Raw genomic sequence first — 22,157 nt, 5'->3', positions numbered from 1 at the left:
GGCTGGAGCCTGGGCCCCTGAATTGGGGCCGCAAGGCGTGTGTGCGGAGCCCCTCCTTCAAGGAATTCATGCATCTGTGCCGCGGGATATCCGGGGCCAATCGGCGAGCCAGGGTTTTACGCTCAAGGAGTTGGCCGTAACTTTGGTGCTCGTGGCCATCATCGGCGTGGTGGTCATGTCCCGCAGGTCCACCACCAATTACGACGCCTATGCCGATGCTGAAACCCTCAAAGGTGCTTTGCGAAACACCAGGACGAGAGCTATGGCTGACATCGTCCCCTGGTCCTTCGTGGTGAGCGGGCAAACCGGGACGCTTCAGCGAAATGGTGTCGACCACAGTACCATCACTTTCGCCACTGGTGGCGTGGCAGCCGGAACCGTTACTTTCAGTACGCGTGGTGTGCCATCGGGGACCATGTCTTTTGCCGTGACAGACTGTTCATATAGTCCCGTGGTGATCACCCCAGGCACGGGTTACGTGCCCTGATCAAGGTGTAAGTGATGAACAACAAGGGCTTCACACTTATCGAGCTGATCGTCACTATCCTTTTGGTTGGGATAATGGCCGCCATGGTCGTGCCCTATTTTTTGTCCGGTGTGACCACGAGTTCGAAGCCCTTTGATCAGATGCCTCCGCCCCTTCGCTTGCAGCTTGTGATGGCCAATATTATTACGGATTACAGCAATAGCGGGACGTATTTACATAATCTCACGCAGCTTAACAGCAACATAGTTGTTTCAAATAGCAGTGTCTACAAGTTGAACTCACTGTATACAATAAATACGAATGCAAATTATCGCTTTAACGCCAATGACATCAACCCGTCTCTCCGGCTTACTGTTACGGATAAGGCAACTGGTCAGTCGCTAACGTATATTTTTACTCAGCAGTTTTGATCTGGTGTGTTACAAACGTAATGAGCCAGGATGAAGACATGATTAGTGCTAGAGAAAACCAACGGGGAACGACTCTTATTGAGCTGATTGTGACATTGGTCATCTTGGGAATTGTCGCTGCTGGTGCTTTGCCCGTGTTGATGAATGTGTTGCAGGGATGGCTCTTGGCTAAGAACGAGGCCGCTGCGGAAGAAAACATTCAAGCAGCTTTGACGCGTATTACCCATGAGATAGCGAATGCCGATACAAAGCGGCTTACATCCTCATGGATCTCGAGCAATGTTTTGACATACTATTACATGACAGATGTGTCTCAGACAATAATACAACTTAATGGAACAAATCTCCAAATAAACAACAATACGTTGGTGGGGAACGTGGTCAGCGGGACGGGATTTGTTGCCACACAGCAGAATTTTGGAGCAAACCCGCCAACCCCCGTTGTGATTCAACTCACCGTTCGAGTCCCAACGTGGAAGGGCAATGTCAATAAGACCTATAACACGAACATCGCGCTGAATACCCAGCGCTTCCAATAAGGTTGGGCGCCATGTCGAGGCTGAGGTTCAGGGCGACGACAAACCAAGCGGGCTACTCTCTGGTGTGGGTGGTGGCCGCCATCACGATTATCGCTTCGTTGACGGCAGGCGTTTTGTCCGTTTCCAACACATCAAAGAAAAACGAGATGATGCTCACCTTCGACACTCAGGCTCGGATGCTGGCGGAGTCCGGCATAAACTACGCCTCGGCCTATGCCGGGGAAGTCAACATCGGGCATCATAGTGGCCGGACCATGGAGCAGGATCTCGATGGAAGGGTGATCACCACTGACCTGGGGACGAACCAGAAGATAACCCTGGATGTGAAGCAAAACAGCCCAAACACCTATGACTACACTGTCAAGTCCATAGGCAGCGTGAATGTAGGTACCCCTTTCGAGGCCAACTATCAGGTCACGAACGTAATAAACTCCCCTGTGGATTCGGGTATCTTCATCGTTCAATCCAAACCCGGGACAGCTGTTGCCTCTCCGACGTCAGTGTCCGTCAATGCTTCCGCGCTCACCAACTACACCGCAGGCATAAGCTTCGACCCGCGATTTGCCGGCGCGCCGAACAACTCCGTTACCTCTGCCAACTTCAACAACGGTATCGGGAGCCTATTAAACGGCATTCGGGTGTACTTCACGTACAGCATCACTTCGGGGTCCGCAGCCGACGGTTTCGTGTTTGCCATAAAAAATGGCACCTGGAACACGCCGCAAGACGCGGGTGGGCCGTTGGCAAGTGTCTCACACGGATCGTTCTTGGGCTATTCCGGGCCGGGGTATCCCTATTGGGGAAATGGTAAGGGAATCCGTCCTCCGAAAATAGGAATAGAGTTCGACATCTATACCAACAGTGGCCATAGCGGGGTAAGCGACGACGGCCGCAACGACCCGGACAACCACCACATCGCCAACATATTCTGGGGAACCACCTGGAATATCACTAACGCGACTACCCCACCGACCAACACATACACCACGTCATCCTCGTTCGCATACGACGACAACGTACACAATCTTGGCGGCGCTAATGACAAAACAGACTACAAACCCTTTAATCCCTCCGCCTCGTCAACCGACCCGGGCGGCTCAGGCCTTCCTGGGCTGCTGTCCATAACCAGGACCCTGATGGTTGGTACGGCGAGCCCCGTGCCCGTGCGCATCGAGCTGGTCCGTCCATCCGCGGTGGTGTCAACCAACTCCAGCAATGCCCATTATAACATGTACGCTTATGTGATAAAGACGTGGCACGGCTGCACAGGAACGGGGTGTGATGATATTACTGTGGATTATACGGGGTCTAGCCCTACACTACAGTACACCGTATATATGACGGCTGCAGAGCACACAATGTTTCAGTTCTTCGTGTATGGCTACCAGGTTTCCACTGGAGCTTCGACAGGGCAGTATTACTTCTCCATCCCCAAAATTGGGATGCGCTAGCCTCAAAACTTCTTTGAAAAGTGCCTAATAACTGAAGCAGCATAGGTTCAATTCTTCGTTTCGGATCACTAAAGTTATTCTCAATCTGGATCGAGTTTCAGTCCAAACCTTGCCAATGCGCGTATGGCTGGTTATTGGCGTTTCATGGGCAACAAGACAATGAGGATGCGGAATGCGAATTTTCAGACGTTCCGCTTCCTGGCGGTTTTTTCCATTGTCGTGGCAATCTTCTTTTCCGCAGAGCTCGTTCACGCGCAAACAATCTATCATTACCAGGATTCCAGCGGCGTGGTGCATTTGAGCGACACGCAGACGACCAAAGACTTCAAACCATTTTTTTATTTCCGCTTGCCGCAGAATGTGGACAAGCGCCAGGTACTGTATCTCATCAACCGCAACGCCAAGACCTACGGTCTGGACCCGGCCCTGGTCCGGGCCATGGTGGAGGTGGAGTCCGGGTTCGACATCCGGGCGGTCTCGCCCAAGGGGGCGCAGGGGCTCATGCAGATCATGCCCGGCACGGCCAAGGACTTGAAACTCAAAGACAGCTTCGACGCGTCCAAGAACATAGAGGCTGGCACGCGCTATATGCGTCAGCTTCTGGACCGATTCGGCGGGAACGTGAAGCTGGCCGTGGCCGCATACAATGCGGGGCCTGGAGCGGTGAGCAAGCATGGAGGCGTTCCGCCCATAGCCGAGACCAAGAACTACGTGGAAAAGGTCACGGCAAAATACGGCAAGGCTCTTTAAGAACGGACCGGTGAGGTCTGCCTGAGCGCCACGCCTGCGAGCAAGACGCGAAGCAACATGGGATTCCAAAGGGACTGGTCCCTTTGGCCGCCGGAAGCTTCTTTTCTCCCCTCATCCCCGCTGACATTCCTAAAGCCTGCCAGCCAAAAGCCTCATGAAGGCGTCGCCCCACAGAAGGGAAACCATGCACCCGAGGCACAAAAACGGGCCGAAGGGGATGCGCAGCGGCCCGGACTCTTTCGAAGCGAGCCTAAAAGCTGGCGCCAAAACAAGCGCGCCTAGGGCGGCAAATAATATGGCCGGGGGCAGACCGATCCAGCCCGTAAGCCCCCCGATCATGGCCATCAGCTTCACGTCGCCAAGTCCCAGTCCTTCCACTCCCCTTGCCCGCATGTGCACGAAGCGGAGCAGCCCGAACAGGCCTGAACCAACAGCCGCCCCGATCAGGCTTTGTTCCCAGGTGAGTCCCAGGGCGAACACTCCTGTGGCAATGCCCAGGAGCGCGCCCGGATAGGTGAGAATATTGGGCAGGATATAGATTTCAAGATCGATGAACGAGGTCACCAGAAAAACCCCGCCCACGGCCATGAGGGCCAGCCAGGGCAGACTTGGTCCAAAGCGCATGGCTAAAGCCACTGCCCAGGCGCAGCTTATCGCCTCCAGCAGGGGGTAACGCCAGGAGATGGGAGCTTTGCAGTTTGAACACCGGCCGCGGAGCAGGAGAAACGAGAGAAGCGGAATATTCTCCCACCACCTGAGGGGGTGCTTGCACGCCGGGCAGTGCGAACCCGGCAGCACGATGGATTGCTCGGAAAGATAACGGTGCACGCAGACGGTGTAGAAACTGCCGAAAACAAGTCCCAGAATGCCAGCGATCCAAGGGAAAAACGTTACGATTTCTGGTGGCACCATTACACCTTCCCGGAGTTTTTATCTCTGTACGCTAACGACGCTTCGCCAACAACATCTGCTATCGAAACCAATAAACACGATGTTTGACGGCTTGGCCCGCTTCTAGCTGCGCATGCCCCTGATGAGTTCTTCCAGGCTGGTGGCCTGATGGTTCACATCCTCGAGGGCCTTGGAAGCCTCTTCCATTCCGTGGGCTGTGCGTGAGGAGATGTTCTCGATTTCCGCCATGGCCTGGTTGGCCTGGGAGCTGGCCCGAGCCTGTTCACCGGCGGCCTGGGCGATTGCCTTGGTTTGTTCGGAAGAACCCTGCACGATGGAAACGATCTGGCCCAGGTAGTCGCCCGAGGACTGCGCCAGGCGCGTGGAATCCACTATCTCCCTGGCGGCTTGCTCGGTAGCGGAAAGAGTCTGGGCCGCTCCGGTGCGGATGCTGTCCAGGGTGGAGCCCACCTCGTGGGTGGCTTGCATGGTCTTCTCAGCCAGTTTGCGTACCTCGTCGGCCACCACGGCGAAGCCACGCCCGGCCTCGCCCGCCCTTGCGGCTTCGATGGCGGCGTTTAAGGCCAGAAGGTTTGTCTGGTCCGCAATGTCGCCTATCACTTGGAGAATCTTGCCCACGTTTTCAGCCTGGGCACCCAGTTCGCGCATCTTTTCCTGAAGCTCCAGCACCTGGCTCTGCACCTCGGAGATGGATTTCACAGCGGTGCGGACCATGTTCTCGCCTTCAAGCGCGGTGCTTTTGGCACTGTCCGCGCCGTGTGAGGCTTCGCCGGCCAGGTCGGACACCTGCTGGGCGGAGGCGTTCATTGCGGCCATGGCCTCCACGGTCTGGGAGGCTCGCTGGTTCTGCAAGGTGGCTCCCTCGGCTGCTTCGGCGATGCATTCAGCCAGGCGGCGCATGGCTTGCCCCAGCCCCTCGGCAATTTCCTGGGATGTGGCCACGGCCTGGGCCAGAGAGTTGTTGCGCTGTTCCAACTCCGATTCGTGGCGCTTAATGTCTGTTATGTCAGAGAGGACGCCCACCACGCCGATAGTGTTGCCGTCGAGGTCGTGCAGGAGGTCGGAATCAACGAGGGCGTGGCGGATGTTGCCCTTGCGCGTGGTGAAGGCGATTTCGGCCTTGTACACGCACTGATTCTTTTTGAGGCAATTGCTCATGACCGTTTCCTTGGTGGCGTCGTTGCGCACCAGCTCAGCCACTGTGAGCCCTACCCAGGCCTCGGGCTCTCCGGTCACCTCAATGAAGTCGAGCAGCTCGCGGTTGGTGAAGGTCACCCGGGCCTCGCTGTCAGCCACAAGCAGTGGGACCTTGAACGCCTTCTGCAAACCAAGGGTGTACCCTAGGCGGCTGCGCAACTCTTTGACCATTGCCTGAATGTCGTTGGAGAGTTCGCCTAACTCCGCTTCGCACTCGGTGCAGGGAGCCGCGGAGAGGTCCCCCTTGGCCACCTGTCTGGAGTAGGAGCGAATCCCGGCGAGTTGCCTCACGATGCCCCGGGCCACGAGGATGACACTGAGTCCCGCTACCGCCACGGCCGCAAGACTCAAACCCAGGGCCCATAGTTTGTTGGAAGTGTAGTGGGCGATGCGTTTGGCGAGCAGCACGTCGAGTTCCCGCGAAGAGGCCTCCCACAGGGAAAAACTGGCAGACAAGGCTTCGGCGCCCAGTTTGGCGAGTTCCTTGTCTGTTAGCTTGCCCCCTTTGGCCATCCGGTTCAGGGCTGAGATGAATGCCTCGTTCGCTTTGGAGTACGCTTCGAGTTTGGCCGGGATGTTGGCCTGGAGGGATTCGGACCTGCCGTAGAAGTTCTCGTCTTCCTTGAGGGCTGTGTTGATGCTGGCCACTATGCGTTCAAGGTCTGATTCACGCAGCATGGCCGCATACACCAGAAGCGTGCTGCGTTCAGCGGTGGTCAAGTCGTTGCCGCCGGTGAGCGGCAGAGCGTCGCGAAGGGCTTTTGCCAAACGTTCCTGGGTCTGGGGCAGGGCCAGCAGCACCACGTCCATCATGTAGTAGCTGTCCAGGTCAGGGTCGAGGATGAGGTTGGAGGTGTCTCCTGCATGGGCGATCATTCCCCTAACATCTGCCATGACTGCGTCGACGGATTCCGGAGTCGGCTTGTCCTTAGTTTGGCGCCAGGCAGTTTCCACTTTGGTTGGATGAAGCTTTTCCCGTCCGCGTTTTGCCAACTCGGAATTCGTAAACTGGAGTTCGGCTCCAAATTCAGACTGGGCCTTCCCCAGCGCCGTAAAGGCCTGGTCCATCTCATTCTTGCTTTCAGCACCCCTGGGAGCATGTTCCAGCAATTTGACGAGGGGCCTCAGGTAGGCATTCCCTTTGATCTCCATCTGAGCGAATGCGATATCCTTTTCCAGGCCGTGCACGGTGTAATAGGTCAACAGTGCGATGGGCAAAGCGAATGCCAGACTGCTTGCGGTCAGTTTGCCGGGGATGCTGAGGCTTCGAATACTGAACGACATGGTACGGCTCCTACTACAAGAAATTTACAATTCTGTGCGATTGTTTGGCGTTTCCATACGGCATCCCATTTTTGACAGCAAGAGCCGCCTTGGGCCATAATCCCAGCGTGTTGGCATATGTCCCTCCTCTACCGGCCTTTGCCCTGCGTGTTTCGGCTCGCGCCAAGAGAGTCCGGCTGGTGATCACGCCAGAGTCCGGGCTCACGGTGGTCACACCCCAGGGGTTCGACCCCGGGCTGGTCCCCGGTATCGTCCGGGAACGCCTCAATTGGGTGAACCATCATTTGGACAAGGCCCAGGCCGCGCGAGAGGAGGCAACGCTTGCGCCAGCCACGGTGGAACTGCGCGCGGTGGGCAGCCTCCTGACGGTGCGCTACAGGGCGAAGAACTGTGGCGCCAACGGGTTGTCCCCCCAAACAGGAGGAGGCGTCCGGGTGCGCAGCGAAGGCTTTTCGAGTCTCGGCGTTACCGGGGACATCGCCTGCCGGGACTCGGTGACACAGGCTCTGCGGACATGGCTCAAACGCGAGGCAGGCCGCCTGCTTCCTCCCTTGCTAGAAGCCGAGGCCGCCCGGACCAATCTTACCTTCTCTGCAGTGACGATACGGTTGCAACGTACCCGGTGGGGCAGCTGCTCCGCCAAAGGGGTCATATCGTTAAACGCCCGTCTGCTTTTTCTCCCTCCGGAACTGGCCGGATACGTACTGGCCCATGAGCTGGCCCATACCGTCCACCTGAACCATTCCGGCAAGTTCTGGAGTTTTTTGGAATCGATCCGGCCCGGAGCCATGGAACTGGACCGTCACCTCAGGACCGCCCGCCGTTACGTGCCCGCCTGGGCCCGAGGCTGAAATCCGCGCGAAGTTTCCTCTTTTTCCGATACGCCGGACTCATCAGCGCTGGCGGGCATCCGGCGAAAGAACCGCGACGCCCCTTTCCCTCACCGGGCAATTGTCCTATTGTATGGTTTGATCTTCACAGCATCCAGGAGACGACATGTCCGGCAACGTCATTCACGGGGTGAGCCTGCTCACCGAGCATGATATCTACCTTTTCAAGGAAGGCACCCACTTCAGGCTCTACGAGAAGCTGGGTTCCCACCCCATGACCGTGGAGGGCCAGGAGGGAACGCTCTTTGCCGTGTGGGCCCCCAACGCCCGTCAGGTGTCGGTCATTGGGGATTTCAACGGGTGGGATCGCAAAAGGCATCCCATGACAGTTCGCCTCGACGGCTCCGGCATATGGGAAGGTTTCGTACCGGGGCTCGGGTCCGGCACGGTGTACAAGTACCACATCACCTCCCGGGTGCACGGCAAGCACCTGGAAAAGGCCGACCCATTCGCCATGGCCTGGGAGATCCCCCCCAGGTCCGCCTCGGTGGTCTGGGACATGGACTTCACATGGAACGATGCGGAGTGGATGGGCAAACGCGCCGAGCGAAACGCCTTCGACGCTCCGATGTCCGTCTACGAGATGCACATCGGTTCCTGGAAACGCCACCACGACACCTGGGATTCGCTCTCTTACCGTGAGCTGGCCGAGCAGCTGCCCGGCTACCTCACGGAGATGGGCTTCACCCACGTGGAGTTCCTGCCCGTGATGGAGCACCCCTTTTACGGCTCCTGGGGCTATCAGACCTTGGGTTATTTCGCGCCGTCCAGCCGTTTCGGTACTCCACAGGACTTCATGTACCTGATGGATTGCCTGCACCGGGCGGGTATCGGGGTCATTCTGGACTGGGTGCCCTCGCACTTTCCAACCGACGGCCACGGCCTCGGACGCTTCGACGGCACCTGCCTCTACGAGCACGAAGACCCCCGCCAAGGCTACCATCCGGACTGGAAGAGCTACATCTTCAACTACGAACGCCATGAAGTGCGCGCCTTCGTGATCTCCTCGGCACTCTTCTGGCTGGACCGCTACCATGCCGACGGCCTGCGCGTGGACGCCGTGGCTTCCATGCTCTACCTGGACTACTCCCGCAAAGACGGAGAGTGGGTACCCAACTGCTTCGGCGGCAAGGAGAACCTGGGCGCCATCGAACTGCTTCGCCGCTTGAACGAGGCCGCCTACACCAACTTCCCCGGCATCCAGACCATCGCCGAGGAATCCACGGACTGGGGTATGGTCTCGCGTCCCCCCTACCTTGGGGGGCTTGGCTTCGGCATGAAGTGGAACATGGGCTGGATGCACGACACCCTGAACTACTTCTCCAAGGACCCCGTCTTTCGCAAATATCATCACGGCCAGCTCTCCTTCTCCATCTGGTACGCTTTCAACGAGAACTTCGTGCTGCCTCTCTCCCACGACGAAGTTGTGCACGGCAAAGGCTCGCTTGTGCGTAAGATGCCCGGCGACGATTGGCAGAAGTTCGCGGGTCTTCGCCTGCTCTACGGCTACATGTGGTCTCACCCTGGAAAGAAACTTCTGTTCCAGGGGTGCGAACTGGCCCAGTGGTCCGAGTGGAACCACGACGGCGAAGTGGAGTGGAACCTGCTCGACTACCCAGGGCATGCCGGCGTGCGCCGCTGGCTTTCGGACTTGAACGCACACTACAAGAGCGATCCGGCCCTGCATCAGACCGACTTTCAGCACAAAGGCTTCGAGTGGGTGGATTTTCACGACTCAGAAGCCAGCGTTCTCTCTTTCCTGCGTTTCGACAAGGAGCACCAGAACATGACCCTGGCCTGCTTCAACTTCACCCCCATAGTGCGCGAGAACTATCTGGTTGGCGTGCCCAAGGACGGCCTGTGGAGGGAAGTGCTCAACTCCGACTCCCAGTGGTACCACGGCTCCGGAGTGGGCAATGCAGGAGCCGTGATGGCGCAGCACAGTGAGATCCACGGCAGGCCGTACTCGCTCAGGCTCACCCTGCCGCCGCTCGGGGTGGTTATTTTGAAGCCCGCGAAGGCGGAAGAATAAGAGAAGAAGCCTCCGGCGGCCAAAGGGACGCGTCCCGTTGGAATCCCATATCGCTTTGCGGGGTTTGAGCGTTGGGCGGTGGCAATGCGAATCTACGGTCTCGATTTCACCAGTGCCCCGGGGCGGGGTAAACCCCTTGCCATATCGCGTTGCTGGCTGGAGCAGAAAGAACTTGTTCTCGAAAGCCTCGAAGCATTTGCCAGCTATGACCCCCTGATTGACCTTTTGCGTTCCCCAGGCCCCTGGGCAATGGGCTGCGATTTTCCGTTCTCCCAGTCAGCCAGGCTTCTTCAGGAGGCTCCGGAACACATCCGGGATTTGCGGTGGCCCGTGGCCTGGGAAGAGTATCTCACGGCGATCTCTGGTCTCACCCAGGCCGAATTCAAGACACTCATGAAAACCTGCCCGCCGGACGCACGGGGAGTGCGCGAGCGAAAACGCGTCGCCGGGCATGCCGCCAATGCCTGCAGCCCCCAGCACGTGGATTTCCCGCCAGTGGGGCTTATGTTCCATCAAGGGGCAAGACTTCTGCTGGAGTGTCCTTGCGAAGTGGTGCCGCAACGCCCCAATGGCGATTCGCGCAAGCTTTTCGAGGTGTATCCTGGCGTTTTTGCCGAGCGTTTCTGCGGGGACAAGGGGTACAAGGATGGCAAACGAGACCTGGTCTTGGAGCGCGTCGCAAAACGCGAACGCATGATCGGGCTGATGCTCGGGGAGGGATTGCGTGAAACCTACGGTTTCACCGTGAAGATGGACGATCTTCATGTCCGACATATGGTTGAAGACGCCAAAGGAGACTTCCTGGACTCGCTCATCTGTGCTGTCCAGGCCGCCTGGGCCTGGAGCAGGCACCACGAGAACTACGGCCTGCCGGGACCGGACGAGGTCGACCCGGACGTTCTGGCTTTCGAGGGCTGGATATTTGATACGCACTGCCGGGTGAATAAGCAGCGAAAAAGCCTCCGGCGGCCAAAGGGCTAGTGCCCTCTGGACTCCCTTTTTGCTCTGTGTGGCGGCTTGGCGATCCGCGAAGCAAATTGTCGGGTCCAGAGGCTTACGGATTCTTGCCTCCGGTAGAGGCGTTGGAGCTGTAATGATCCTGGGGGTAGGCTTTCCCCCTGGCCGCGGAGGCTCTTTTGGTTGACGCTGCGTCCAGCTGTGTCCAGAATAGCAGTTTGGCCCATCGAGAGATCAATCCTCAAAAAAAGGCACCTTCGGGACATGGAAACCAAGCACTTCGAGTGTACTCGCTGCGGATCGTGTTGCCGGGCCAGCATCCCGCTGGGTCTGGCCGAGGCTCTGGACTACGACCAGGAATTCCTTCTGGCCTTGGTGTTCTCCATGGAAACGTGGAATCTGGGCGACTTTAAAAAGAACCGTCCGGACTACCCCATCTCCCATGACGACCTGCTCACTGCCCTGGCATACCGCAAGGACAAACTGGCCACGGATCTGAGCCGCGACACGGTCTTCCAGGTTGGGCGGATCAAATCCACTGGGGAGAGGGTGATCACTTTTTTGTCAGTAACTGCTTGCAGTCTTGGGAACTTTGAGGCGGGCGCAACCAAGTGTCCGGCACTTCTCAAAAACAATACCTGCGGCATGTATGAGCGCCGTCCCCAGGTCTGCCGGGCGTTCCCCCTGGACCCCAAGTTTCCTGAGATGCTCCAGAATGTGCCCCTGAGCGCCTTGAGCCAACGGCTGGCCTGCGATTTTTCCGAAGCCGCTCCCCCTCTGTGGAGCGACGGTAAGCTTGTAAGCGAAAAGCACCGGGAGTTGCTCCAGGCCAGACAGGAGACCATTGCTCGCGATTCACAGTTTGTGCCCTATTACGGCATGGCCTCGGCGAATTTCACTCCCCTGCCAAGCCTTTCTGAGATCCTCCTGGCCATTAAGGGCAACGGAAGTCTGGATCTGCCATTCGTCCCGGCTTTGGTGTACCTGGTGGCTTCAGGTCAAGTGGATGCGGATCGAGCCGAGCTATGCCTTGAGCGTCAGATAGGGTTGGCTGGCGAGGCCATTGAACAGGCCATGGCTCGTAAAGACAAGGCCGAGCGCAGTCGAACCGCTATTTTGAGAAACAGCCTGAAGCTCATTGAAACCTTCAAAGGGCGGATCGCCCAGGTGGTTGACGGTTTTTCCGAAAACGCCGGTTGACAGGACTGATTGCTGATGCATCTTACTTGGTAATTCCTACCAAAAAGGTGTGTATGACAGACATTCTTCTGATCGACATCATCGATTCATGCCTTGCGATGGACCGTCAGGCATCGGAAGTGTACTCACAATTTTCAATCACATTCAAAGACCCAGACCTGGCCGCTTTCTGGCGGAGTATGGCCGACGAAGAAAGGGAGCATGTCCTCTTCTGGGAGGCACTCAAAGCCTTCGCCCTGGATGGACATTTGCCTCAGGTTTTCGAGAACCCCGAAAAAATGCTTCAAGGCCTGGCCCATGGGCGAGCCGAGGTCGAACGCCTGGTGTTTCTCTGTCAGGGGTGTGACGACGTGAACAGGGCCTTTGTGCTCTGTTACCGGCTTGAATCGGCACTCATGCACCCGGCCTTCGAAACGCTCTTCCGCTTTGCCGACGACTCCAACCTGCCCATGCCCATGACCAGCCCCGACACCCAATATGAGGACCATATTCAGCATTTTGTGGACGGTCTCAAGCGTTTCGGGCGTCTTACACCGGAAATGGAACTCATCGGGGAGCTTCTTGCTCGCATTTGGGAAGAGACCCGCTTGTTTGTGGTCCAGGTGCACACGGACCCGCTCACTGGTATTTTAAACCGGAGGGGTTTTTTCAGGGTCATCGAGCCGCTGGTGTTTCTGAATGTCCGAAACGTTCAGCCTGCCGGGCTTCTCATGATCGATGTGGACCGGTTTAAGGACGTCAACGACCTCCATGGCCACCAAACGGGTGACAAGGTGCTGGCTTCGGTGGCAGGATCACTGCGTCGCGTGCTTCGTCGATCGGACGTGGTGGGCAGGTATGGCGGGGAGGAGTTCATCGTCTATCTGCCCGGGTGTGAACGGGCCTATATGAACGTTGTTGCGGAGAAGGTCCGGGATGCGGTTGAGAAAACACTCCACCACGGAATAGGCGTAACGGTGAGCGTAGGTGCTGCGTATCTCGAACGGGTCCGCTCCTCAGGGGAAATGGAGCGTCTCATCACCATGGCGGACAAGTGTCTGTATTCCGCCAAGCGGGAAGGTCGCAACCGGGTATTCCTGGAGTGCTCCAACCCATCGGATTAAGTCAGGAGACGCTTGATGCACAAACGAGGCGCGGGAGTTCTTCTCCATATCACGAGCCTGCCGTCACCCTACGGCCTGGGCGACATGGGCCCCGGGGCTCGGGTCTTTTTGGATTTTCTGGCTCGGGCCGGGCAGTCCTGCTGGCAGATTCTGCCGCTCACACCGACCTCCAGCTTCATCGGAGACTCGCCCTATTCGTCAGACTCGGCTTTCGCCGGGAACCCGCTGCTCATAAGCCCCGAACTCATGGCCGAGGACGGGTGGATCACTTCTCAAGATTTGGGCGTTCTGCCAGATCTGGACCCCTCCCGGGCGGCCTATCCGGAAGCGGCCTCCTTCAAGAACCGGCTTCTGGATGCGGCATTCGCCAAGCACGGAGCATCGCTTGAGCAGCACTGCCCCTTCACCATTTTCAGGACAGAGAACGCCCACTGGCTTGACGATTACTGCCTGTTCAAGGCCATCAAGCATTCCCTGGGCGGGCTTTCCTGGACGCGCTGGCCTCGTGAGCTGCGCGACCGCGACCCCGCCGCTTTGGCCGAACGAGCCGAAGCGCTGTCCGCCAAGGTAGTAAAGGAAGCCTTCGTCCAGTTCCTGTTCAGCGAGCAGTGGTCCAGGCTCAAGGAATACGCCTCAAAACTCGACATCCTGATCATCGGTGACGCACCCATCTACGTCACCCAGGACAGCGCCGACGTGTGGTCCAATCCGGGACTTTTCAAGCTCGGGCCGGACAAGGAGCCTCTCTTCGTGGCCGGAGTGCCGCCGGACTACTTCAGCAAGACCGGACAGCGCTGGGGAAACCCTGTCTACGACTGGGCGGCTCACAAGACCGAGGGATTCTCCTGGTGGATCAAGCGCCTTGCCCACAATTTCAAGCTCTACGATCTGGTCCGGTTGGACCACTTCCGGGGGTTCGCCGGGTATTGGGAGATTCCGGCAGAGGAAGAAACCGCGGAAAATGGTTCCTGGGTGGATGCGCCCGGGCCGGCCTTTTTCAAGGCCATGCTCAGGCATTTCCCTGTGCTGCCAATATTGGCTGAAGACCTTGGAGTTATCACCCCGGACGTGCGCGAGCTACGCGACGGCTTCGGCTTTCCGGGGATGAAGGTCCTGCAGTTCGCTTTCGGGCACGGTGTGGGTGAAAATCGCGACGCGCCGCACCACCACGTGGAGAACAGCGTGGCGTATACCGGCACCCACGACAACAACACCACCCTGGGTTGGTTCAAAAACGACGCGAGCGAGGCGGACAGGAAGATCTTCTTCGACTACATCGGCCGCGAGATGCCCCGGGAAGACGTGCCCTGGGCCATGGTGCGTCTGGCCTACATGAGCGTGTCCAAACTGGCCATCGTGCCCATGCAGGACCTGCTCGGACTGGGCCAGGAGGCCCGCATGAACATGCCCTCCAAGGCCAAGGGCAACTGGACTTGGCGGTGCGGGGAAGAGGGACTGAACGACGTGCTGGCCACGAGGCTTGAAGCCCTGGCAACGCTCTACGGGCGTGGGAGATGAGCCTGACACGGGATACGGGCCGTCTGTTTTTCCCTTGGCGGGCCTAGTCTCCCACTGACCGGCGAGCATGAGGCATGCACCTCCTCACAGACGAGTATTCCTCGGTGGCGCGGCTTTACGATCCTGCCACCGCATGGGCCCTCGATCCCTTGCGCCGGGAGCTGGCAAACATTGCGGTGGCTGCGGGCGCGGACAGCGCGCTGGATGTGTGCTGCGGAACAGGGAGGCAATGCCTGTTCCTGGCCCGGGCAGGAATCCCCTCCACTGGGCTTGATCTTTCTCCTTCCATGCTGGCCCGCGCCTCTCAGTCCGGATTTCTCAGGCTGGTTCAAGGAGATGCCGGGCGGCTACCCTTCACGGACGGAACGTTCCGGTTCACATCCATTTCCATGGCCCTGCACGAGAAGCCGCCAGAGGCGCGCCCGGCCATAGTTTTCGAAATAATCAGGGTCACAGCCCCTGGCGGGCTGATCGCAGTGGTGGACTACCTTTGTCCGAAAACATCCGGTCAGGTGTTTGCGGGCTTTGGTATAAAGGCAGTTGAGCGTCTGGCCGGGCGGGAGCATTACGCTCATTACCGCGAATTCATGGCCGGTGGCGGTCTGGAAGCTTTTCTATCAAAGCTTGGGATCGTTCCGTACGAAATCCGGCGGTGTCTGCTGGGGATCGCTGGTTTGGCGCTTATTCGCCGGCCAGTTTAAGGGACTCAATACAGTGAACGTGGAGGAATCATGATTGTCTGCGAAAGCCTGGAGAAGGATTTCCAGGTCCGATTCAGCGACGGAGAGAACTTTGCGGTTTCCGATACCACCCCGGAGCATGGGGGCTCGGGCGAAGGCTTCAAACCCCACGATCTCTTGGAAGCGGCGCTGGGCAACTGCATCGTCATCATTTCGCGTATGTACGCGAAAAAACATGGGCTCGCTTTGGAAGGGGTGAGAGTCCAAGTGAATCTCGACCGGCAAGACCCGGCCAAGGCAGTGTTCGAGTATTCGGTGGAATACCAGGGGGCTCTTAGTCCGGAAAACATCGAGAAACTGAAGCGCGCGGTCAAGGCCTGCCCGGTGCACAAGACCTTGTGCAGACAGCTGGAGTTCAAGGAGATCTAAACGTTTATCCTGCCGGGGTTTCGGTTCAGGCCGTGTCCGCATTGATCACCGCGAAGCCATATGGGATTCCAAAGGGACTGGTCCCTTTGGCCGCCGGAGGCGTCTTATTATCTTAGACCCATCCTGCTTTTTCCAGGCTACGCAGCAACTCGCCCACGTCTGGCGCGAAGAAATCCGGCCCGTCACGCAGGAGCTCCTCCATCGGGGTTCCTCCGCTGGCCACGGCTCCGGCGAACGTTCCGGCCCGTCTGGCCGTGAGCACATCCGAGGGGTGGTCGCCCACCATGAGTGCCTCGGACGGACCAACTCCCACAGCCTGCAGCGCGGCCAGCAGGTGGGTCGGGTCTGGTTTCACGGCGCCGACATCCTCGCGGGTAAGAAGCGCTGACAGGTAGTCTTTTGCGTCCGGGAAAACGGTGGCCACGGCCTGACGGTTGTTCCGGGTGATCACCGCCGGGGCGATGCCCCGGCTGCTCAGGCGCCTGAGCGCCGGACGGACGAACTCGAAAAGGCTTGTGCGCGAGGCGGCTTCCTCCTCCATGTCCTGTATCAAGGCGTGGGACCGGTCCCGGAAGGATCGAGCTTGGTCTGCGTCCAAGTTCTTTGCCAGTGCCTCTATCCACTCCAGGGCGGGAGTCTGGCCAGGCTCGGGTGTGTTCAGGTATTCCTGGGCCAGCGCGGCGATTCGGCGCTTCATCAGGGGGAAATCCAGGGCCGGGCGGGCCAGGGTGCCGTCGAAGTCGAACACGACCGCGCGCAGGCGCTTGCCATTGTGCATCGTTGCCTCCAAGCCCTCAACCGGGTATCAGGTGGACCCTCTGGGGGCAAGATGACAGGCTACGACGTACTCATTGCGGGCGCAGGCCCTGCCGGGGCCGCAGCGGCCACAGTTCTGGCCGGGGCCGGGGCCAAGGTGCTGGTGCTGGACAAGGCCACATTTCCTCGGGACAAACTCTGCGCGGGTCTTCTCACCTGGAAGACGGTGCGCACCCTCGGGCGGGTGTTCGGGGAGTCCGCCGAGAATCTGCTGTCTTTGGGTATCATCAACCACAAGAGCTCTTATTACCGTATCCGCCATCGCCAGACGTCGCTTTCCGAGGGCGAGCTGGTGTATCCTTTTCATTTCGTGGAGCGCAGGGTTTTCGATGCCTGGTGCCTGGACCGCGCTGAGAAGGCCGGGGCGCGGGTCCACCAGGGCGAGGCCGTGGTCTGGGCCGATCCGGTGAACGCGGTGGTACGCTCCTCGCTAGGAAGAGAATATCGCGGGCAATTTCTGATCGGAGCGGACGGAGCGTTGAGCGTTGTGCGAGCCCACTGCCGAGTCGACCAGGACAAATGGCGGCAGGAACAGGGCATGGGTTTGGAGATCTATCTTCCCCGAGACTGGCTGGCTGCACGGTTGGGATTGCACGAAGACGTGCTGGCCGACTTCCCCACCATCTATTCGGGTTTCATCGACGCGGGCTACTGCTGGACGTTCCCCCACCGGGACCGGGTCATCGTGGGCATCTGCGGGCTCTACAGAAACAAACCAAGCGGCATGATCCGCAACTGTCTGTCGGATTTTTTGAGGTTTCTCGGCTTGCCTGAAGACCACGGCCTGGCTGTGAAAGGCCACCCCCTTCCCTACGGCAACTGGCTTGAGCGCCCATTTTCAGGCCGAACCCTGCTGGTTGGGGATGCCGGAGGATTGGTGGAACCGTTTTTCGGGGAAGGTATCCACTACGCTCTGCGCACGGGGGAGATGGCGGCCGATGCCTGCCTGGGAACCCTCAAGCAAGGGGGCGACCCGACCCTGGCCTATGAGTTGGTGCTAAAACAGGAGATTTTTCCGGAGCTCACATGGGCAAAGCGCTTGCGTAACGTGCTCTACTGTTTTGTGCGCACCGGAATGGTCTTGCCGGTGAAAGCCTTTCTCGGTGGCGGCGGGACCAGGCTGCAGGAGATGGTGCACGGCATGCGCTCTTTCAGGCTGCTGCGCAAGCTCAACTGATTGCGAGCGCGCGGCAGCGTACCTTGGGTGTCCGGTGCGATTACCCCGCGGAACGCAAAGAAACGCTCTTTATTTCGGATTGAGCCGGGGCCGCTTTACCGGGACCCCGGCTCTTATTATTGTTACATCCTGACGAAAGCCTTGAACAGCACCGATCCCGCCAACATTCCCGAAGCGTGGTACATGGCGTCCAGGATGTCCCCGTCAGTATATCCCGCATGACGCAGGGATTCGATATCGGCCTGTGTTACCGAAGCCGGGTCGTTAAAGGCCCGCATCACGAAGGCGAACATCTTTTCTTCACTTTCTTCCAATGGAGCGGTGGAAGGTGACATGTGAAGCGCCTTTATCTCATCCTCGGTCATCCCCATCTGCTTGAGCAATCCCTGGTTGAGGGCTTCGCATGCGCTATGCCCGGTCTTGGCAGCCACTGCATACCGGATGGAGGCCAGGAGGCCGGGCGTCAGGCGAGGGTGCCCCATGAAGTAGCGGATCATATCTGCCTGGCGCTCAAGGATGCCAGGACTTGCCGAAAGAAGCTGCAGGGGGATGGGCACGCCGATCTGCTTGGGGAACACGGAGTAAACCTCGGCGGTTTTGCCTGTGGCCTTCTCTGGGCTTTGCGTCTTCAGTAAGAACATAGGTGTCTCCTGGTTTATAGTTGACCGGTCGTCTATTGTGCCGGCAAAGAAAAAACTACCGTAACAACCGATTGAAAATAAAAGAATGGAACCGCTCCAAAGGCGCGGAGCTCTTTTCGGCCTTCATGCGCAATAGCGCTCCTTCCCATGCGTCGAATATGAATGAAGCGGCCTCAGCCGGATCGAGGTTTCCGCTCAATTCGCCGCTCTCCATCGCCTCCTGGAGTACAGCCGTTGTCCCTTTGCAGAAAGCCGCCATTGCGTTTTTCAAGTGTTCGCGCATCCCAGGCGAGAGATCGCTCATCTCCTGGGCCAAGTTACCGATGGGGCAACCACGTTCGAAGCCTGCGGCTTTAAGGCTCTGGGAGAGCATGGTAAAAAAGCGTGAGAGCCTTTCGAGCGGAGGCACTGTTTTGTCTTGCAAAATCGGCGCGGAAAGTTGGCGCATGGACTGGGCCAGATAGTCCACAAGAGCCAGCCCGAACTCCTCCTTTGACTTGAAGTAGAAGTAGAACGAGCCTTTAGGTACTCCGGCCGCGTCCAGAATTTCCTTGAGCCCGGTCTTGTGGAAGCCTTGGCTGTGGATGAGGGGCGCAGCCGCCTCGAGTATGGTGTTTCGCGAGTCTTTCCTCACGGGGCCTTTAGTAGACCGGTCGTCTAGTTGCGTCAAGATGAAAAGCTCGGATGCTGAACTAGAGGGAGCCGGTTGTGGCTGATAGACTGAAGGGAGATGGGGCGCTTTGCAGCGGGAAAGAAGGAGAGTGACACCGGCGCTGTAAAGCACACGCCGGTGTCATCCAGGAATATACCGTCAGCTGTTCAAAGCCTCGTAAACCTTGCCCACCAACTTCTCAGAAGGGGTAAGGGTCTTTTGGCCCGGGGTCCACTTGGCAGGGCAGGCCTCTGCCGGATGGTCTTTCAGGTAATGGTTGGCTTCCATTTTGCGGACCAGTTCGTCGGCATTGCGGCCGACATTGTAGAAGTTGACCTCAGAGCAGACGAGGACTCCCTCCGGATTGATGACGAACGTGCCACGCAGGGCCAGGCCGGACTCGTCGTCATAGACTCCAAAATAGCGGGAGACCTTGCCAGTGGGATCGGCCGCCATTTTGTAACGGACCTTCTCCAAGAGCTTTTCGCTGGTCTTCCAGGCCATATGGCTGAACTTGGTGTCAGTGGATACCGCCAGCACCTCGCATCCAAACTTTTTCAAGGCCTCATGCTTTTCAGCCAGATCGGCCAATTCCGTGGGGCATACGAATGTAAAATCAGCTGGGTAGAAGACCAGTACGGTCCATTTCTTATCAGCCTTAAGTTTTTCCAGGCTTACTTCTCCAAAGAAGCCTTCCTCAGGATCGAAGACCTCCATAGTGAAGTCTTCCACGGCTTTACCAACCCGGGCCTGCTTCTCGCAGCAGCAATGCCCATGATGCTTGTGGTGATGATGCTCATTATTATCGCAGGACATACAAACCTCCAGAGATGGCGCGTTCTTAATAGGAATTATTCCTAGCGGGATCGATCCTACACATTTTGATAAAAAAATCATCCAGAAAAATGGCTACATGGAAAATAGTCTAAAGAACAGCTTTTGGGGAAGCAGTTCTTCGCGTCCGCTTTCTGGCCGTAGCAAGGGAATGAATAATGCGGAAAACAAAAGGCCCGTCCGCGTTGGTATGCGGACGGGCCTTGAAAAGGGCGGACTAGCGCCAGGCGTGTTTTTGCCTTGAAAAACTGAATATCTCGCGCATGGATTCCTGTTTGACTTCTTCATCCTTGGACGCGGCGGCGGCCTGCGCGGATGGACCGTAGGTGCGATGGACCTCGATCTGATAGGTGATGTGCCCGACATACGGAGTATCGTCATACTGCACCCGCTTGACCTCGGTCTGCATGGTATCGAGTATGATCACGGAATAGCTGGCCACATAGCGGCCGTCTTCTTGTTTTACTTCCTTGCGATCTTTGGTGTTCTGAGCAAGAGCCGCTGATTTTTGCAGCCACTTCTTGGCGTATTCATGGAACTCGCTCTTGGTTCTCTCATAGGTGGCGTCGTCGTCGACGAATTTCGAACTCGACTTCTTGCCTTTGGTCGGCGCAGTGGCAGCTTCGACCCCGTACGGATCATTCTTGGAACCCTTTCCGGCTTTGGGCTCTTTCTCTTTTGCCGCTACGGGTGCGGATTTGTCTTCAACCGGTTTGGGAGTGGGGGCTGTCTTGCCGGGTATTGTCAGCACCATTCCGGCCTTAACTGCCTTGGCATTGGCCAGGTTGTTGGCTGCGAGGATCTGGTTGGCAGGAACTGCGTATTTCTTGGCCAGAGCGGCGATGGTGTCGCCTTTCTTGACAGTATGAGTAAGCGGTGGCGGCGGCGGAGGTGGCGGCGGCGGAGTCGGTTCGGGTTGAACCTGTGCAACAGGCGCCGGGGCAGGCTTCTCTCCGAGCAGGCCGCAGCCGGAAAGTATAAGGCTTAAGCTTAGAACAGTGATAATGGGTTTGACCATGAACGCACCTCCATAAGGTCCAGACGGATTTTCCGCCTTCAAACACAAGCTTGGCAGTGCTGAGACAAATAAGCCATGAAGGCCTTCAGGGCAACCGCAACCGGGCCCCAAAAAAACAGGCGGGGCCTTTCGGCCCCGCCTGCATGTTTCGCTGATCAACCAGGGGAGACTAGTTCGACTTGAACTTGATCTCCACGCGGCGGTTCATCTTGCGGCCTTCGGCGGTCTTGTTGTCGTAGCGGGGGTTCATCTTGCCAAAGCCCACTGCGGTGATGCGGCCGGCGTCAATGCCCTTCTTCACGAAGTAGGCCTTCACGCTGTTGGCGCGGCGGATGGACAGAGCCATGTTGTACTTCTCGGAGCCGATGGAGTCGGTGTGGCCCTCGAGGATCACGGCCAGGTTGGGCTTGGACTTGATGATGGCGACGCCTTCGTCAAGAACCGGGATGAATTCCTTCTTGATGTTGTACTTGTCGAAGTCGAAGTAGATGGAGCGGAAGATCACCACTTCGTCGTCGATGAAGTCGTACAGGGCGCACTTCAGGAAGTCTTCGCGAGCGGCCTGGTTGCGAAGGATCTCTTCGCCCAGGGCGAAGCAGCCGCACTTGGACAGAGCGGCGATTTCCTTGTTGATGCGCTCGCCGTTCTTGTTGTCAGCGTAGCTGATCACGCTGAAGCAGATCTTGTCGCCGTATTTGGCCTGCATCTGCTTGGCAACGGCAACGGGGTCGACGCCACGGTTGGAGTCGCCGTCAGAGAGGATGATGACAGCGGTCTTGCCGGACAGGCCGCCCACAACCTTGTCGAGGTCCTGCAGGCCAACACCCATGGGGGTCATGCGGCCATAGGGCTCGTAGTCGGTCTTGATGGGGGCGATGGCCTTATCCATGGCGGCCTTGTCGTAAGGAGCAACCTTCGCGTATTCCTTGTAAGGAGCGAAGGTGGCCAGGCCGGCCTTGTAGGGCAGGGCGGGGATCAGCTTGTTGAGTTCGACCAAGGTGGACTTGGCCATCATGATCTTGGACACGCCGCCAAACTGCACATAGCGCTGACCCTTGTAGGAAAACGCCATGGAGCTGGAGTGGTCGACGAACAGGATGAAGTTGTCCACCTTCGGGACCATCTTCTTGGCAGCGGCCGGAAGAGCCGTGCCGACCAGGGCCATGATCAGCATGGCCAC

22 protein-coding genes are annotated in these 22,157 nt (G+C 58.0%); 14 read left to right on the top strand and 8 right to left on the bottom strand.

What is annotated here, in order from left to right; translation table 11 throughout:
- Positions 1 to 76 precede the first annotated feature (76 nt).
- The 5 genes from HY795_11065 (at position 77) to HY795_11045 (ending at position 3,637) form a co-directional block, all read left to right on the top strand.
- On the top strand, positions 77 to 487 hold the full coding sequence (locus HY795_11065; GenBank protein MBI4805762.1) for a prepilin-type N-terminal cleavage/methylation domain-containing protein: 411 nt from the start codon (positions 77 to 79) through the stop codon (positions 485 to 487).
- A gap of 14 nt (positions 488 to 501) precedes the next feature.
- The gene (locus tag HY795_11060; protein MBI4805761.1) at positions 502 to 897 is read left to right on the top strand and encodes a type II secretion system protein; all 396 of its coding nucleotides are present in this window, start codon (positions 502 to 504) and stop codon (positions 895 to 897) included.
- Positions 898 to 917: 20 nt separating this feature from the next.
- On the top strand, positions 918 to 1,436 hold the full coding sequence (locus HY795_11055; GenBank protein ID MBI4805760.1) for a prepilin-type N-terminal cleavage/methylation domain-containing protein: 519 nt from the start codon (positions 918 to 920) through the stop codon (positions 1,434 to 1,436).
- Between the two features lie 71 nt (positions 1,437 to 1,507).
- Positions 1,508 to 2,887, top strand: coding sequence for a hypothetical protein (locus HY795_11050; GenBank protein ID MBI4805759.1), 1,380 nt, complete (start codon positions 1,508 to 1,510; stop codon positions 2,885 to 2,887).
- A gap of 165 nt (positions 2,888 to 3,052) precedes the next feature.
- Complete coding sequence (locus HY795_11045) at positions 3,053 to 3,637, top strand: transglycosylase SLT domain-containing protein (GenBank protein MBI4805758.1); 585 nt, start codon at positions 3,053 to 3,055, stop codon at positions 3,635 to 3,637.
- A 129-nt stretch (positions 3,638 to 3,766) separates the two neighbouring features.
- On the opposite strand, the gene HY795_11040 is transcribed toward HY795_11045, so the two are convergent.
- Positions 3,767 to 4,549, bottom strand: a complete 783-nt coding sequence (locus HY795_11040; protein ID MBI4805757.1) for a prepilin peptidase — start codon at positions 4,547 to 4,549, stop codon at positions 3,767 to 3,769.
- Positions 4,550 to 4,651: 102 nt separating this feature from the next.
- Entirely contained in the window at positions 4,652 to 7,030 is a 2,379-nt protein-coding gene (locus HY795_11035; GenBank protein MBI4805756.1) for a PAS domain S-box protein, read from the bottom strand.
- Positions 7,031 to 7,209: 179 nt separating this feature from the next.
- Between HY795_11035 and HY795_11030 the strand changes: the two genes are divergently transcribed.
- The 8 genes from HY795_11030 (at position 7,210) to HY795_10995 (ending at position 15,839) form a co-directional block, all read left to right on the top strand.
- The gene (locus tag HY795_11030; protein MBI4805755.1) at positions 7,210 to 7,881 is read left to right on the top strand and encodes a M48 family metallopeptidase; all 672 of its coding nucleotides are present in this window, start codon (positions 7,210 to 7,212) and stop codon (positions 7,879 to 7,881) included.
- Between the two features lie 145 nt (positions 7,882 to 8,026).
- On the top strand, positions 8,027 to 9,952 hold the full coding sequence (glgB, locus tag HY795_11025) for a 1,4-alpha-glucan branching protein GlgB (GenBank protein ID MBI4805754.1): 1,926 nt from the start codon (positions 8,027 to 8,029) through the stop codon (positions 9,950 to 9,952).
- A gap of 84 nt (positions 9,953 to 10,036) precedes the next feature.
- Positions 10,037 to 10,933, top strand: coding sequence for a hypothetical protein (locus HY795_11020; protein MBI4805753.1), 897 nt, complete (start codon positions 10,037 to 10,039; stop codon positions 10,931 to 10,933).
- Between the two features lie 240 nt (positions 10,934 to 11,173).
- A complete protein-coding gene (locus HY795_11015; GenBank protein MBI4805752.1) occupies positions 11,174 to 12,109 on the top strand; it encodes a YkgJ family cysteine cluster protein in 936 nt (311 codons plus the stop codon).
- 53 nt (positions 12,110 to 12,162) lie between these two features.
- Complete coding sequence (locus tag HY795_11010) at positions 12,163 to 13,212, top strand: diguanylate cyclase (protein MBI4805751.1); 1,050 nt, start codon at positions 12,163 to 12,165, stop codon at positions 13,210 to 13,212.
- Between the two features lie 15 nt (positions 13,213 to 13,227).
- Entirely contained in the window at positions 13,228 to 14,730 is a 1,503-nt protein-coding gene (malQ, locus tag HY795_11005) for a 4-alpha-glucanotransferase (protein MBI4805750.1), read from the top strand.
- 74 nt (positions 14,731 to 14,804) lie between these two features.
- The gene (locus HY795_11000) at positions 14,805 to 15,431 is read left to right on the top strand and encodes a class I SAM-dependent methyltransferase (GenBank protein MBI4805749.1); all 627 of its coding nucleotides are present in this window, start codon (positions 14,805 to 14,807) and stop codon (positions 15,429 to 15,431) included.
- Positions 15,432 to 15,461: 30 nt separating this feature from the next.
- Positions 15,462 to 15,839, top strand: a complete 378-nt coding sequence (locus HY795_10995; protein MBI4805748.1) for an OsmC family protein — start codon at positions 15,462 to 15,464, stop codon at positions 15,837 to 15,839.
- Between the two features lie 112 nt (positions 15,840 to 15,951).
- Here the strand turns inward: HY795_10995 and HY795_10990 are convergent, their stop codons facing one another.
- Complete coding sequence (locus HY795_10990; GenBank protein MBI4805747.1) at positions 15,952 to 16,617, bottom strand: HAD family hydrolase; 666 nt, start codon at positions 16,615 to 16,617, stop codon at positions 15,952 to 15,954.
- A 51-nt stretch (positions 16,618 to 16,668) separates the two neighbouring features.
- Between HY795_10990 and HY795_10985 the strand changes: the two genes are divergently transcribed.
- Entirely contained in the window at positions 16,669 to 17,832 is a 1,164-nt protein-coding gene (locus HY795_10985; protein ID MBI4805746.1) for a geranylgeranyl reductase family protein, read from the top strand.
- Between the two features lie 122 nt (positions 17,833 to 17,954).
- Here the strand turns inward: HY795_10985 and HY795_10980 are convergent, their stop codons facing one another.
- The 5 genes from HY795_10980 to HY795_10960 all read right to left on the bottom strand — a co-directional run bounded on the left by HY795_10980 (position 17,955) and on the right by HY795_10960 (position 22,151).
- Positions 17,955 to 18,473 (bottom strand): hypothetical protein, encoded by a 519-nt coding sequence (locus tag HY795_10980; GenBank protein ID MBI4805745.1) that lies wholly within the window; start codon positions 18,471 to 18,473, stop codon positions 17,955 to 17,957.
- A 55-nt stretch (positions 18,474 to 18,528) separates the two neighbouring features.
- The gene (locus HY795_10975) at positions 18,529 to 19,107 is read right to left on the bottom strand and encodes a TetR family transcriptional regulator C-terminal domain-containing protein (GenBank protein ID MBI4805744.1); all 579 of its coding nucleotides are present in this window, start codon (positions 19,105 to 19,107) and stop codon (positions 18,529 to 18,531) included.
- Positions 19,108 to 19,284: 177 nt separating this feature from the next.
- Positions 19,285 to 19,941: a redoxin domain-containing protein gene (locus HY795_10970; GenBank protein ID MBI4805743.1), complete on the bottom strand. Its 657-nt coding sequence runs from the start codon at positions 19,939 to 19,941 to the stop codon at positions 19,285 to 19,287.
- A 235-nt stretch (positions 19,942 to 20,176) separates the two neighbouring features.
- Complete coding sequence (locus HY795_10965; protein MBI4805742.1) at positions 20,177 to 20,977, bottom strand: LysM peptidoglycan-binding domain-containing protein; 801 nt, start codon at positions 20,975 to 20,977, stop codon at positions 20,177 to 20,179.
- A gap of 169 nt (positions 20,978 to 21,146) precedes the next feature.
- Positions 21,147 to 22,151: an OmpA family protein gene (locus tag HY795_10960; protein ID MBI4805741.1), complete on the bottom strand. Its 1,005-nt coding sequence runs from the start codon at positions 22,149 to 22,151 to the stop codon at positions 21,147 to 21,149.
- Between the last annotated feature and the right edge of the window lie 6 nt (positions 22,152 to 22,157).

The sequence above is a fragment of the Desulfovibrio sp. genome, from assembly GCA_016208105.1.
Taxonomy (GTDB): domain Bacteria; phylum Desulfobacterota; class Desulfovibrionia; order Desulfovibrionales; family Desulfovibrionaceae; genus Fundidesulfovibrio.
This window is presented reverse-complemented; position numbering and strand designations above follow the sequence as displayed.

Coding starts and splice junctions, on each gene's coding strand:
- HY795_10970 (MBI4805743.1), bottom strand. CDS start 19,941: ATGTCCTGCGATAATAATGAGCATCATCACCACAAGCATCATGGGCAT.
- HY795_10985 (MBI4805746.1), top strand. CDS start 16,669: ATGACAGGCTACGACGTACTCATTGCGGGCGCAGGCCCTGCCGGGGCC.
- HY795_10980 (MBI4805745.1), bottom strand. CDS start 18,473: ATGTTCTTACTGAAGACGCAAAGCCCAGAGAAGGCCACAGGCAAAACC.
- HY795_10990 (MBI4805747.1), bottom strand. CDS start 16,617: ATGCACAATGGCAAGCGCCTGCGCGCGGTCGTGTTCGACTTCGACGGC.
- HY795_11015 (MBI4805752.1), top strand. CDS start 11,174: ATGGAAACCAAGCACTTCGAGTGTACTCGCTGCGGATCGTGTTGCCGG.
- glgB (MBI4805754.1), top strand. CDS start 8,027: ATGTCCGGCAACGTCATTCACGGGGTGAGCCTGCTCACCGAGCATGAT.
- HY795_11020 (MBI4805753.1), top strand. CDS start 10,037: ATGCGAATCTACGGTCTCGATTTCACCAGTGCCCCGGGGCGGGGTAAA.
- HY795_11055 (MBI4805760.1), top strand. CDS start 918: ATGAGCCAGGATGAAGACATGATTAGTGCTAGAGAAAACCAACGGGGA.
- HY795_11060 (MBI4805761.1), top strand. CDS start 502: ATGAACAACAAGGGCTTCACACTTATCGAGCTGATCGTCACTATCCTT.
- HY795_11035 (MBI4805756.1), bottom strand. CDS start 7,030: ATGTCGTTCAGTATTCGAAGCCTCAGCATCCCCGGCAAACTGACCGCA.
- HY795_11040 (MBI4805757.1), bottom strand. CDS start 4,549: ATGGTGCCACCAGAAATCGTAACGTTTTTCCCTTGGATCGCTGGCATT.
- HY795_11045 (MBI4805758.1), top strand. CDS start 3,053: ATGCGGAATGCGAATTTTCAGACGTTCCGCTTCCTGGCGGTTTTTTCC.
- HY795_10995 (MBI4805748.1), top strand. CDS start 15,462: ATGATTGTCTGCGAAAGCCTGGAGAAGGATTTCCAGGTCCGATTCAGC.
- HY795_11000 (MBI4805749.1), top strand. CDS start 14,805: ATGCACCTCCTCACAGACGAGTATTCCTCGGTGGCGCGGCTTTACGAT.
- HY795_10965 (MBI4805742.1), bottom strand. CDS start 20,977: ATGGTCAAACCCATTATCACTGTTCTAAGCTTAAGCCTTATACTTTCC.
- HY795_11010 (MBI4805751.1), top strand. CDS start 12,163: ATGACAGACATTCTTCTGATCGACATCATCGATTCATGCCTTGCGATG.
- HY795_10960 (MBI4805741.1), bottom strand. CDS start 22,151: ATGCTGATCATGGCCCTGGTCGGCACGGCTCTTCCGGCCGCTGCCAAG.
- malQ (MBI4805750.1), top strand. CDS start 13,228: ATGCACAAACGAGGCGCGGGAGTTCTTCTCCATATCACGAGCCTGCCG.